The sequence below is a fragment of the Actinoplanes sp. NPDC051470 genome, from assembly GCF_040682035.1.
Taxonomy (GTDB): Bacteria; Actinomycetota; Actinomycetes; order Mycobacteriales; family Micromonosporaceae; genus Actinoplanes.
The window spans coordinates 1-12,421 of record NZ_JBFBAA010000025.1 but is presented as its reverse complement, the minus strand read 5'-3'; the positions used below and the strand labels follow the sequence as shown (position 1 = coordinate 12,421).

The 12,421-nt window shown below is 72.8% G+C and carries 9 protein-coding genes; 4 read left to right on the top strand and 5 right to left on the bottom strand.

Annotation, left to right across the window (positions count from 1 at the left end; genetic code table 11):
• Positions 1 to 56 precede the first annotated feature (56 nt).
• Complete coding sequence (locus AB0M54_RS33970; RefSeq protein ID WP_364475848.1) at positions 57 to 2,810, bottom strand: AAA family ATPase; 2,754 nt, start codon at positions 2,808 to 2,810, stop codon at positions 57 to 59.
• A gap of 47 nt (positions 2,811 to 2,857) precedes the next feature.
• Positions 2,858 to 3,274 carry a hypothetical protein gene (locus tag AB0M54_RS33965; RefSeq protein ID WP_364319097.1) on the bottom strand — a complete coding sequence of 139 codons (417 nt, stop codon included), beginning with the start codon at positions 3,272 to 3,274 and terminating at the stop codon, positions 2,858 to 2,860.
• Between the two features lie 605 nt (positions 3,275 to 3,879).
• On the opposite strand from AB0M54_RS33965, the gene AB0M54_RS33960 reads away from it, so the two are divergent.
• Together AB0M54_RS33960 and AB0M54_RS33955 are read left to right on the top strand one after the other, a co-directional pair.
• Entirely contained in the window at positions 3,880 to 4,875 is a 996-nt protein-coding gene (locus AB0M54_RS33960; protein WP_364475846.1) for a hypothetical protein, read from the top strand.
• Positions 4,876 to 5,095: 220 nt separating this feature from the next.
• Positions 5,096 to 6,682 carry a diguanylate cyclase gene (locus tag AB0M54_RS33955; protein ID WP_364475844.1) on the top strand — a complete coding sequence of 529 codons (1,587 nt, stop codon included), beginning with the start codon at positions 5,096 to 5,098 and terminating at the stop codon, positions 6,680 to 6,682.
• A gap of 101 nt (positions 6,683 to 6,783) precedes the next feature.
• Here AB0M54_RS33955 and AB0M54_RS33950 read toward each other — a convergent pair whose 3' ends face one another.
• A complete protein-coding gene (locus tag AB0M54_RS33950) occupies positions 6,784 to 7,785 on the bottom strand; it encodes a LacI family DNA-binding transcriptional regulator (RefSeq protein WP_364475842.1) in 1,002 nt (333 codons plus the stop codon).
• A 93-nt stretch (positions 7,786 to 7,878) separates the two neighbouring features.
• Here AB0M54_RS33950 and AB0M54_RS33945 point away from each other — a divergent pair, with 93 nt between their 5' ends.
• Complete coding sequence (locus tag AB0M54_RS33945; protein ID WP_364475840.1) at positions 7,879 to 10,299, top strand: glycoside hydrolase family 3 C-terminal domain-containing protein; 2,421 nt, start codon at positions 7,879 to 7,881, stop codon at positions 10,297 to 10,299.
• Positions 10,300 to 10,306: 7 nt separating this feature from the next.
• Here the strand turns inward: AB0M54_RS33945 and AB0M54_RS33940 are convergent, their stop codons facing one another.
• Positions 10,307 to 10,879, bottom strand: a complete 573-nt coding sequence (locus AB0M54_RS33940; RefSeq protein ID WP_364475838.1) for a histidine phosphatase family protein — start codon at positions 10,877 to 10,879, stop codon at positions 10,307 to 10,309.
• Between the two features lie 253 nt (positions 10,880 to 11,132).
• Between AB0M54_RS33940 and AB0M54_RS33935 the strand changes: the two genes are divergently transcribed.
• Positions 11,133 to 11,771: a pyridoxamine 5'-phosphate oxidase family protein gene (locus tag AB0M54_RS33935; RefSeq protein ID WP_364475836.1), complete on the top strand. Its 639-nt coding sequence runs from the start codon at positions 11,133 to 11,135 to the stop codon at positions 11,769 to 11,771.
• Here the strand turns inward: AB0M54_RS33935 and AB0M54_RS33930 are convergent.
• Entirely contained in the window at positions 11,768 to 12,355 is a 588-nt protein-coding gene (locus AB0M54_RS33930; RefSeq protein WP_364475834.1) for a CE1759 family FMN reductase, read from the bottom strand. The genes AB0M54_RS33935 and AB0M54_RS33930 overlap by 4 nt on opposite strands.
• Positions 12,356 to 12,421: the final 66 nt, after the last annotated feature.

Genomic DNA, 12,421 nt, shown 5'->3' with positions numbered 1-12,421 from the left:
TCTGCGCGGCCCGGGGGTGTGGGGCCAGTGAGCAGAACGCTAGGCATCGACGCGCGTCAACGAATCAGGGAAAACCCTTGCAGGCGGGAGGCGAGCTGAGTGCGCGAGCGTACACCGAGCTTGCGGTATACCCGGGTCAGGGTGGCCTCAATCGTCTTGACGCTGAGATAGAGCTGGACGGCGATCTCCCGGTTGCTCGCGCCGTCGCGCACCAGCCCGGCGATCCGCGCCTCGGTCGAGGTGAGCCCGAACTCGGCCGGGGTGCCCTCGGTCCGGGACAGGGCCCGCTCGGTCTGCTCGGTCCACGGGCGCGCCTCGGCCGACAGGAAGATCGCCAGCGCCGCGCCGATGGCGACCCGGGCGGCCGCGTACCGGCGCCGCCGCCGCTCGGCGCCGCCCTGCACCAGCAACGAATGAGCCTGCTCGATCGGCTGGCGGAGCTGTTCGAACCGCAGCGCGGCGGCGGCCGACAGGATCACCGCGGTGTCCGCCTGCCCGCTCTCCGACAGCACGACGGCCGACGCCCGGTCCAGATAACCGGTCATGCCCGGGGTGCTGCCCAGCCGGCGCGCCGCGGCCCGGGCCGCCCGCAGGGTCTCCGCCGCCTCCTCGTGCTCGCCCAGCGCGGCCAGGCCGCCGGCCAGGTCACCGTGCCAGCGGACGATCATCGGGTCCTCGATGCCGTCCTCCAGGTCGCGCAGCCGGCGCAGCGCCGCCACCCCGGCCCGGGTGTCGCCCGAGCGCAGCGCCGCCTGGCCCTGGGCGTGCAGGTTGCGGCGCAGGTAGATGCTGTCGCCCTCCTGCTCGGAGGCGCGCACGCCGCGACGGGCGTACCCGGCGGCACTGGTCAGGCTGCCGCCGGCCAGTTCCGCCACCGCGGCGGTGTACCAGGTGGGGCCGGGGCTGAGCCCCGCGCGCTGGGCCGCCTCGACGGCGCGGTGGGCGTACCGCAGAGCCTCCCGGCAGCGGGCCGCCCGGGTGGCCACCTCGGAGAGGCTGCGCAGCACCTCGACCAGCGCCTCGCCGCTGCGGTCCTGTTCGGCCACCGCGAGCAGCCGGAGCAGCTCGTCGCGGGCCTCGTCGAGCCGGTCGTCGATCATCGCGAACCGGGCCGCCATGTAGCGCGGGCCCATGTGCAGCCAGCCCGGCACCTGCCCGGCGGGCTTGGCCATCGCCTCGGCCAGCGTCGCGGTCCAGCCCTCCTCGCCGCGCATCCGCTGCACCTGGGCCAGGGCGCCGAGCGCCATCGCCTCGATCGTCGGGTCGCCGGCCCGGCGGGCGTCGCCGACGGTCCGTCCGGCCTCGGCCGCGGCCGCGTCCGGATCGCCGCCGATCATCGCGGCCCAGGTCCGCCGGAGCCGCACCGGCGCCAGCAGGGCCGGGTCGTCGCCCGCCTCGGCCAGCGCGGCCGCGACCATCTCGGCCATCTCGGCCATCGCCTGCCCGGCCAGGTCGATCAGCACCAGCCGGGCGCGGACCCGGTGGCCGGGCGGCGAGTCGGCCGCGAGCACCGCCTCGGCGGCCCGGCCGGCCAGCTCGGGAGCGCCGCAGGAGGCCGCGATGGTGGCGGCGGCGAGCAGCCAGTCGCGGCGTTCGGGGGCGATCGCGGCCGGGCCGCGGGCCGCGGCCAGCAGGTAGAGCTCGGCCGCGGTACGGCCACCGCCGGCCCCTTGGCCCTCGGCCGCACGGGCGGCGGCCGCGGCCAGGGAGCGGGCCACCGCTGTGTCGGGGCGGCCGCTGCGCAGGGCTTGGTGCCACAGGGTGCCGATCGGCTCGGTGGCGGCGGCGGCCAGGGCGTCGTGGACCCGCGCGCGGGCGGCCGCGTCCAGGTCGCCGCTGAGCGCCTCGGCCAGGATCGGTGGGGTGAAGCCGACCTTGTCGCCGGCCAGGGCGACCAGTCCCTCGGCCTCGGCCCGGCGCAGGTCGCGGGGTGCGTCCTCGCGACCGGCCCGGACGAGTAGGGAGATGGTGGGCTCGTGCGCCAGCGCGGCCACGGTGAGCGTGGCGGTGACGGCGGGCGGCAACGCGTCGAGCCGCTCGCGCAGCAGGGCGCGGGCCGGTTCGGGCAGCGGCGCGGGCCGCCACGCCGGGCCCGGCGGGATGGCCGCGCCCAGGGCCAGGGCGAGGAAGGGGTTGCCGCCGCTCGCCTCGTGCACCCGGCTGGCCGTCCGGCAGGGCAGGCCGCGGGACTCCAGGAGCTCGGTCAGGTCGTCCGCGTCCAGCGGAGGAACGGCCAGCTCGAGCACGGGCGACGGGCACAGCCTGGCGGCGCGGTGTCCCCCGGCCGGCCCGGTCACCGGGGCGGGGCGGCGCTCGGCGGCCAGCACGCGGACCCGGGGGCCGGGGCGGCGGCGCATGGCGAAGGCGATCAGGGCGGCCGACTGCTGGTCGAGCCACTGGGCGTCGTCCAGGACGAGCAGCACGTCGGTGGTGCGGGCGCAGGCGGCCAGCAGGAGCGGCAGGACCAGGCGGCGGGCCAGGGCCGGGCTGCCGGCGCGGGGCGGCCGGGCCTGCCGGAGCGCGCTCAGGGCGGCTCGCTGGGCCGGCGGCAGGGTCGCGGCGGCGGCCGGCGGAAGCTGCGCGACCAGGTCGGCCACGGCCGAGTAGGGCACCTGACGGTCGGCGCGTTCGGGGCGGAGCCGGACGATCAGATCGCCCCGGGCGGCGGCGTCATCGGCGACGGCGTCGAGCAGGGCGCTGCGGCCGATGCCCGGTGGCCCGTGCAGAGCGACTCCCCCGCCGGCGGCGAGGCGTCCGGCGATCGCGGCACGCAGCGCGGCCCTCCCGAAGAGGGTGCCGCCGGACCGCATTCGGCCAGCTTAGGGAGGCTCCGCCGAGACATCAACAGATGTGCATGTTACGAGCCGACGACGTTGCGCAGGCTGGACCAGCGGTCGGCCAGCTGACGGCGGCGGCAGGCGACCAGATGGCCGGCCAGGATCGCCTGGGTGCCGCCGCGCACGCACACGTCGGCGCCCTCGGTCAGCACGCCCGCCACCACGTCGGCCGGAGCGTCGGCGTCGACCAGGGCGACCACCGCGGTCCGGCGCGGGAGCACGGATCGGGCGGCCCGCACGTCACGCTCGGTGGCCCCGGCCAGCAGCACGATCTCCTCGGCGTGGATGTCGTCGAGGGCGGCCGCGGCGCGCACCGACCAGCCGTTGGGCAGCTGTGCGGCCAGTCCGGCGACCCGGCTGCGGTGACCGAGCACCGCCACCACCGGCTTGAGCGACTTCGTGTAGGCCGGGTTGACCGGCAGGTCCGTGGCGAGCATCTCGAGTTCCCCCTCGTCGGCTCCATTGGCGTACGAGAACCACTGTGGGTGCCGTGACTGAGGCCCGGTTGTGCGCTCCCTGTGGATTGGTTGGCAGCCCGCCCGGCCGTGACCAGGAACACGGCCGGGCGAGGCAACGCTTCACGCGGCCACGGCGACGGGCGGCCCGATGCGGGTACGACGACCCCTCGCTCTGTATCGAGGGTAACGACAAGTTGCTTCCACTGATTTTGCGGTGTTATCGTGAAGATGATTCCACTGATAACGTAGGGACTGGACTTGATCGTCATTACCGGCGCGACCGGCGCTCTCAACGGAGCCACCACCGATCATCTTCTGCAGCGTGCCCCTCCATCCCGGCCCGCAACCACGCCGCGACCGAGCAGTTGCTTGTCGACCCGCTGCTGCCGACGCTGCTCAACCGTGAGCCGCGCACTGTCCAAGACGTCCTCACGCAGTCCCCGTCCTGGTGACCCCCTCTGCTGTGCCTTGGACCAGCAGCGCAGTCATGCGGCGTGGCGGCCCGGCGCTTGGTCAGGCCACCATGCCGCGCCTGCGGTACAGCCCCGTTGCCGACAGATCACCCTCGTGAACCAAGGATGCTCATGCCGATCGACCGTCCTCTGACCTTGAGCTGCAACTCGTACGACGTGACCGCCGCACTGCTCGACGGGACCGTGACCGCCGACGGGTACACCCTGCGGACGCAGACCGGCGCCGACATCTCGCGCCTGTTCGAGCAGGTCGTGCGGGACCGGGCCTTCGATGTCGCGGAACTGGGTTTCACGTTTCTTGCGCGCACCATGAGCGCCGACAACCCACCGTTCTACGCTCTACCGGTCTTCCTGGTTCGCAGGCTGCAGCATTCGACCACCTACATCAACGTGAACGCCGGCATCGAGACACCGGCTGATCTCGCCGGCAAGACCGTTGGCGAGTTCGCCACGTTCGGTCACGACATGGGCGTCTGGCCCAAAGGTATTTGGGCCGACGAATACGGCCTGAGCGTGCACCAGAGCCGCTGGATCGTCGGTGGAGTCACCCATCCGATGGCCCCCATGGACTTCCTGACGGTCCGGCACGCGCCCGGGGTGTCCGTGGAGGCGGTTCCCGAGGGACAGACGCTCGGCCCGATGCTCGAGTCCGGCGAGATCAGCGCGTTGATCTCAGCCCTGCCGCCCGCCGGTCTCGGCACCGACGCCACCAACGTGCGCCGGCTGTTCCCGGATTACGAGAAGCGCGAAGCGGACTACTACTCCCGGACCGGCATTTTCCCCATCATGCACCTCGTGGTGGTCAAGCGTGACCTCATCGATGCCGACCCCGGCTTGGCCCGTGCCCTGTTCACCGCGTTCGAGGCCGCCAAGAGCACTGCGATCGACACACACAATGCCGGGGGTACGGACGCTGGAGTCAACCCGTGGTTCGCGCAACTCATCGGCCCGAACGGCCAACTCGTCGATGACGGTCGATGGGACTATGGGGTTGCCAAGAACCGTCACGCCGTGGACACCTTCCTGCGCTATCACCACGATCAGGGTCTGTCCGATCGGTTGCTGACCGCGGAGGACATTTTCCCGGCCGAGCTCATGGACACCTGATTGATCGAACACATCTGCGGCGCGCGTTTGATCGTGGACCGGCAGTGGCCGATAGGCCGCTGCCGGACCCCATGACGTGTCCCGACGGACCGCGAAACGAAGGTGTTCGTGACGAACGCGTTCGTCGACGTCGGTGACGGCGACGGCGACCTCAGATCACCGCGGAAGTGGCCGATCGGTAAGCCGTTAGGCTGCATCCGTCGTCAAGCCGGGGTGTCGCATGTCGAACGGCGCGGTTACGCCCGATGGACGGTCGGTCGCGTCGTCGCGACTGATTCGGCTCAGTCGCGCCCGGCTGGCCGTATTCGACCCGGAAGGCGCCCGGGAGATGGCGATGGCGGCGGCGGTCGAGCCGGCCTTACGCGCCGAGGCCCTGTCGATCACCGCGATGTGCCGGCGCCTGCGCGACGACTACGTGGCCGCGCTGGCCGAGGCGCAGGACGCCGCCGCCCTCGCCCGCGCCGACGGCAACTCAGCGATCGAGGGCCGCGCCCGCAGCGAAATCGCCCGGGTTCTGCTGGCGACCGGTGATACGTCGGCCGCGCTCGACGAGAGCCTGGCCGCGCTCACGCTCGCCGAAACGAGCGGCGACCTCGAAGCGGTCATTCCGGCGCTGGCGACGGCGGCGAACGTGTTTCTGGTGATGCAGCAGCTCGATCTGGTCCTGGAGTTGTGCGAACGCGGAGCCGAGACGGCTCGGCTGGTCGGCGACGACCTCGCCGAGGGGGTCATGCTGGACATCGGTGGGTGCGCGTTGTCCGCGCTGGCCTTCGCCGCCCGGGCCGCGGGTGACGAAAAAGCCGCCCTTTCGACCGCCGCCGACGCGGCCGAGCGTTTCCGGGCGGCGATGCTCAACGCCGGCCGGCTCGGACACCGACGGTACGAGGCGGCGGCCGTGGCCAATCTCGCCGAGGTGCTCGGCTTCGCCGGGCGCACCGACGAGGCGATGGAGCTGCTGAATTCGTGGGCCATCGACCTGCGACGAGATTCCACGTTCACGATCACGCATCATCTCGATACCCGCGGTCAGATTCTCCAGTCGTTGGAACAGTACGACCGGGCCATCGAGGTCTTCACCGAGGCGCTGGAGCGGGCGGAGAGCAAGTCGGCGATGATGACGGCAGCCTCGCACCTCGCCGAGGCATACGAGAAGAACGGTAACCCGACCGCTGCGCTCGCCGCGTTCAAGCGCTATCACGAGCTCTACTGCCAGGTGGCTTCGGAGACCGCACAGCGCAACGCCCGGGTGGCTGCGGTACGGATGGAGACGGCGCAGGCCAAAGCAACGGCTGAACAGGAACGACTGCGCGCCGACGGCCTGCTGCGGGCCAGCGAGGAGGACCCGCTGACCGGCTTGGCCAACCGCCGCCGGCTGGATGGCGAACTGGCCGCCGCGGCCAGCGGTCACCCGGTGGCGCTGATCGACGTGGACCACTTCAAGCTGGTCAACGATCAGTTCTCCCATCTGGTCGGCGACGAGGTGCTGCGTCGGCTGGCCGTCCTGCTCCGTGAGGGATGCCGGTCCGACGACGTCGCGGCCAGGTACGGCGGCGAGGAGTTCGCGATCCTTTTCCGGGACCTGCGGGAGCCCGAGGCCTTGATGGTGGCGGAACGGATTCGCCGCACGGTCGAGCAGTATCCATGGGACACCGTTGCGGCGGACCTGAAAGTCACCGTGAGCATCGGCGTGGCGTCCGGGCCGGACCGGCTCGCCGTCGCCGATCGCCGTCTCTATGCGGCCAAGAACAGCGGCCGCTACCGTGTGATCGGACGTAGACCCGAGGAGGCACCCGGTCGGGCCGCGTGATCCGTCCGTTCCTCCGACCGTACCAAGGGAAGGCCTGCTGGTGTTTCTCGGCCGACCCTCAACGTCGACTTGAGGTTCAGGGTGAGGGTCGTCGAGGGTTTCTACGCCGACTCGCGGCGGACCACCCGCACCATTTCGGCCGGCGCCGGGGCGGGACCGGGGCGGCCGGCGATCGCGGCCTCCACGGTGCCGGCCAGATGGGCGGCGACCGCCGACTGATCGGTGGTCACCGTGGTCAGCGGCGGCTCGGCCAGGCGGGCCACCGGGATGTCGTCGACCCCGATCACCGCCAGGTCGACCGGCGCCACCAGGCCCTGCCGGCGGACCCCGGCCAGCACGGCCATGGCGACCTCGTCGTTGTACGCGCACACCGCCGTCACCCCGGCCGCGCGCCACGCCTTGACCGCGTCGCCCGCGGTGGCCGGGTCGAGCGGCACGGTACGCACGTCCGGCGCCGGGAGGCCCTGCTCCAGGCAGCCCTCGCGGGTGCCGGCCAGGCGCGGGTCGGCGAAGTACCGGAGCCGATCGTCGTCCGGGTACGCGTACCCCAGCATGGTGTGGCCCAGCCCGGCCAGGTGCTCGGCCTGGAGCCGCCCCACCAGCTGTTGCGACACGTGGAGCTCGCGTGGCTCGGCCCGCGCCGGGCCGACCAGGGCGACCACCAGGGCGATCCCGGCCGCGCGCATGGCCGCGATCTCGGCCGGCGAGAAGTCCTCGAAGGCGAGCACCGCGGCCGGGGTGAGCGCCTTCCACAGCTCGCTGATCGGCCGGTCCTCGCGGCTGGCCGGGTGCACGGCGAGGGTCAGGCCGCGCCGGGCCAGCGCCCCGGACAGGTGGGTCAGCAGCGCGCCCACCTCGGAGCCGATCGGCCAGTCGGGCAGCAGGCAGAGCACCACGTCGGAGCGTCCGGTGCGCAGCGTGCGGGCGGCCGCGGAGGGCGCGTAGCCGAGGGCCGCGGCGGCGTCGAGCACCCGGCCGCGGGTGCCGGCCGAGATGGTCTGGTGGGGCGTGTCGTTCAGGACGTAGGACACCGTCGCCCGCGACACGCCGGCCATCCTGGCCACATCCGCGCTGGTCACGCGCTTGGTATTGCGATCGACCACGCGCGCCACCTCCCTCGGCTTGCCGTCGTCGTGTACGAGCCCGTACGTTACGACAAGCGCAACTTACACGTTTAACTCGCAAGGGGGCCACCGGTGTCCGAGCACGACGAGTTGATCAAATCCCTGGATCTGCCGGCCAAGGTGGCGCTGCTGACCGGGGCAACCACGTTCACGCTCGCCCCCGAGCCCTCGATCGGCCTGCGCGAGCTGCGGCTCTCGGACGGGCCGACCGGCGTGCGCGGCCTCCGCTTCCACGGCGGCGCCACGGTGGCGCTCTTCCCCAACGCGACCCTGCTGGCCGCGGCCTGGAGCGAGGCGACGGCGTACGAGGTGGGCACGCTCCTGGCCGAGGAGGCCATGGCGCAGCAGATCCACGTGGTGCTCGGACCCACGATCAACCTGCACCGCAGCCCGCTCGGCGGGCGTCTGTTCGAGCAGTACTCCGAGGACCCGCTGCTGACCGGGCAGATCGCCGCCGCGTACGTGCGGGGTATGCAGGACCGCGGCGTCGCCGCCTGCCTCAAGCACCTGGTGGCCAACGAGTCGGAGACCGACCGCAACACCGTGGACAGCGTGGTCGACGAGGCCACCCTCCGCGAGCTCTACCTGCTGCCCTTCGAGATCGCGGCCGGCGCCTGGTCGATCATGGCCGCCTACAACGACGTGAACGGGCAGGCCGCCACCGAGAACGTGCACGTCAACAACGAGGTGGTCAAGGACGAATGGGGCTGGGACGGCCTGCTCATGTCCGACTGGTTCGCCACCAAGACGGCCGGGCCGGCCGCCAACGGCGGGCTCGACCTGGTCATGCCCGGCCCCGGCGGTCCGTGGGGCGACGCGCTGGTCGCAGCCGTACGCGCGGGTGAGGTGGACGAGGCGACCGTCGACGACCACCTGGCCCGGCTGCTGCGGCTCGCCACGCGTACCGGAGCACTTGGTCCGGAGAAGGACTACGGCACCTACCCCGCGCCGGACAGCCCCGAGCGCCGCGAGCAGCTCACCCGGCTCGCCGCGCAGGGCATGACCGTGCTGAGCAACGAGACCGGCGCGCTGCCGCTGGCCGAGGGGCAGACGGTCGCGCTGATCGGCCGGCACGCCGTGCAGACCGTGTGCATGGGCGGCGGCTCGGCCCAGGTCCGCCCGCCCCACCAGGTCAGCATCGCCGAGGGCCTGACCGCGCGGCTGGGCGGCGACCGGGTGACCGTGCTCGACGGCGTGCCGATGCGCTCCCGCCCGGTTCCCGCCCGCGACGGCTTCCTGGTCGACCCGGACACCGGGGCGGCGGGCATCGCCGTCACCGTCCTGGACGCGGACGGCGCCGTGGTCGAGACCCGGCACGAGGACGACGCCACGAGCATGGTCGGCTTGGACGACCAGCTCCCGCGCCCGGCCGCCGCCGTCCGCCTGCGCGGCCGGATCACCCGGGCCGGCCGGGTCCAGCTGGGCACCATCGGGGTCGGCTCCTGGTCGGTCACCGTCGGCGATCATTCGTTCGCGTACGACCTGAGCGTCTCGGGCGGGAACATGGGCGAGGAGATCCTGAGCCCGCCCAACCACACCGAGGTCGTCGAGGTGGCCGAGGGCGCCGTGATCGACGCGACGGCCACCCTGGCCGAGGGCCGCGGCCCGGCCGGTCAGCTGTTCACCGGCGTCGGCCTGTTCGGCCTGATCGCCCAGGCCGCCGACCGCGACGCCCGCGAGGTCATCGACGAGGCGGTCCGCGCCGCGGCCGCCGCCGACGTGGCCGTCGTGGTGGTCGGCCTGACCGAGGAGCAGGAGACCGAATCGGTCGACAAGAGCACCCTGCACCTGCCCGGCGCCCAGGACGCGCTGGTCGAGGCCGTAGCCGGCGCGGCCAGGAAGACGATCGTGGTGGTCAACGCGGCCACACCGGTGGTCATGCCGTGGCGGTTGCGGGTCGACGGCATCCTCTGGGCCGGCCTGCCCGGCCAGGAGGGCGGCCACGCCGTCGCCGCGGCCCTGCTCGGCGACATCGAACCGGCCGGCCGCCTGGTCACCACGTTCCCCGACGAGGACGGCAAGACGCCGGCCTGGAACGTCACCCCTTCGGACGGCAAGCTGGAGTACGCCGAGGGCACCTACATCGGCTACCGCGGCCACTTCGCCGGCCACGCGCCGGCGCCGGCCTTCTGGCTCGGCCACGGCCTCGGTTACGGCACCTGGGAGTACGCCGACGCCCGGGTGATCACCGGCGACTCACCCGGCGTCACGGTGACGATCACCAACACCGGCAAGCGCGCCAGCCGCGAGGTGGTCCAGGTCTACTTCCGCCCCGCCGAGCGCGACCAGCCCGTCCGCCTGGTCGGCTGGGAGGGCGCGACGGTCGGCGCGGGCGAGTCGGCCCGGGTCATCGTCGGCACCGACCGCCGCATGTGGCGCCGCTGGGACACCGCGGCGGGCCGATGGAACACCCTCGGCACCGGCGGCGACCTGCTGATCGCCCGGGGCCTGGGCGACATCCGCGCGACCCTGCCGCTCCGGCCGGAGGCCTAGCTTTCGTCTAGCACTCGGCGTTCCACCGGTCGATGACCGGATCGTCGCCGTGCTCGAAGCCGAGCGCCGAGACGGTCGCGGTGTCGAGCTTGAGCAGCCCGCCCGCCGAGGTCGGCAGCCCCACCCAGCGCGCGCCGACCGCCCGCAGGCAGTGCCCGTGCGCCACGAACGCCACATCACCCTGCTCGAGCCGGGTGCGGGCGCGGGCCAGCACCCGGTCGATCCGCGCACCGACCTGCTCGGGCGACTCGCCGCCGGGCGACCCGTCGGTCCACAGCGACCAGCCCGGCCGGGTCCGGTGGATCTCCTTGGTGGTGATGCCCTCGTACTCGCCGTAGTTCCACTCGGCCAGATCCTCGGTCACCTCGGTGACATCGAGACCGGCCAGCTCGGCGGTCCGCAGGGCGCGCTTGCGCGGGCTGGAGATCACCGCGGCGAAGGACCGCCCGGCCAGCTTGGCCCCCGCGGCGCGCGCTTGCCGCTCCCCCTCGGCCGTGAGATCCAGATCCGTGTACGACGTGTGCTTCCCATTGGCCGACCACTCGGTCTGCCCATGCCGGACCAGCACGATCTCCGCCATCTGCCACCCCCTGCCGGTGAGCCTAGCCAGTGCCCGGCGCCCCGGCTCGCCGACCGCCACCCAAGCCGCGGGCTGTGGATAACCGGCCGGAATTGTCAGACCCCCGCGCTACATTTCCGCCCACCCAGAGGGGTGGGGGCGGTGGCGGTGCGCGCGTGCGCCGAAAATGATCAAGAGTCGCGGTGGCGCCGGCCACATCGATCATGGGCGTCGCGCCGATAGGCTCGGACCCCACGGGGAAGGGGAGTATGCGATGGATCTCAAGGACGCCACGGTCGGCATCGACTCGGCCGAAGAGCTGCGGGAACTGCTCGGCGAGCCGATGGAACGGGCCGCCAAGAAGGAACGCGTGGCGCTCCACGAGCGTGACAAGGAGTGGCTGGCCGCGTCGCCGTTCTGCGTCATCTCGACCGCGGCCGCCGACGGCACCTGTGACGCCTCGCCCAAGGGCGACCCGGCCGGCTTCACCCTGGTGCTCGACGACACCACGATCGCGATCCCGGAGCGACCGGGCAACCGCCGCGCCGACGGCTACCTCAACGTGCTCAGCAATCCGCACGTCGGGCTGCTCTTCCTCATCCCGGGCCGCACCGACACGCTGCGGATCAACGGCCGGGCCCGGCTGGTCCGCGAGGCGCCCTACTTCGACCGCATGGTCGTGAAGGGCCACCGCCCGGTCCTGGCGCTCGAGGTGGCGATCGAGCAGATCTTCTTCCACTGCTCCAAGGCGTTCCTCCGGTCGAAGCTGTGGCGGCCCGAGACGTGGCACCCCGACGAGCTGCCCGGCACGGCCAAGCTGGTCAAGGACGTGCAGCCGGACACGCCCGAGTCGCTGGAGCAGCTGGAGAACTACTACGGCGAGTCCTACCTGGAGAAGCTCTACAAGAGCTAGCCGCGGAGCAGGTCTTCGAAGGACGTCGTGAGCAGGAACGGGTCGGTGACCACGGCCGGCTCACGGCGTTCCATCGCGCCGGCCAGCTCGCGGGCCGCCCGGTCGATGCGGGAGCGCAGCGTGGCGTCGTTCCCCCAGTCCTCAGTGGCGGCGAAGACCGCGGTCGGGGTGGGGGCGGCGCGCAGGTGACTGAACAGCGGCCGCAGCGCGTGTTCGAGCGCCAGCGAGTGTCGCGCCGAGCCGCCGGTCGCGGCCAGCAGCACCGGCTTGCCGTCCAGCGTGCCCTTTTCGAGCAGGTCGGCGAACGACTTGAACAGCCCGCTGTACGACGCCTGGAAGATCGGCGTCACCACGATCAGGCCGTCGGCGGCGGCCACCGCGTCCAGCACGTCCTTGAGCGCCGCGGGCGGGAACCCGGTCAGCAGGTGGTCGGTGATCTGGTGGGCCAGGTCGCGCAGCTCCACCGTCGTCACGTCCACCGGCAGCTTCGCCGCGGTCGCCGCCGCGAGCCGGTCGGCGAGGAGCCGCGACGACGACGGGGTGCTGAGGCCTGAAGTGATCACGACGAGGTCGCGGGTCGTCATACCGAAACCGCCTTCCGGGACTCGTGGGTGGGCGCGTCCGGCACGTGGGCCGGCTTGAGCGCCGCG

Coding starts and splice junctions, on each gene's coding strand:
- AB0M54_RS33955 (WP_364475844.1), top strand. CDS start 5,096: ATGTCGAACGGCGCGGTTACGCCCGATGGACGGTCGGTCGCGTCGTCG.
- AB0M54_RS33935 (WP_364475836.1), top strand. CDS start 11,133: ATGGATCTCAAGGACGCCACGGTCGGCATCGACTCGGCCGAAGAGCTG.
- AB0M54_RS33970 (WP_364475848.1), bottom strand. CDS start 2,810: ATGCGGTCCGGCGGCACCCTCTTCGGGAGGGCCGCGCTGCGTGCCGCG.
- AB0M54_RS33965 (WP_364319097.1), bottom strand. CDS start 3,274: ATGCTCGCCACGGACCTGCCGGTCAACCCGGCCTACACGAAGTCGCTC.
- AB0M54_RS33930 (WP_364475834.1), bottom strand. CDS start 12,355: ATGACGACCCGCGACCTCGTCGTGATCACTTCAGGCCTCAGCACCCCG.
- AB0M54_RS33960 (WP_364475846.1), top strand. CDS start 3,880: ATGCCGATCGACCGTCCTCTGACCTTGAGCTGCAACTCGTACGACGTG.
- AB0M54_RS33940 (WP_364475838.1), bottom strand. CDS start 10,879: ATGGCGGAGATCGTGCTGGTCCGGCATGGGCAGACCGAGTGGTCGGCC.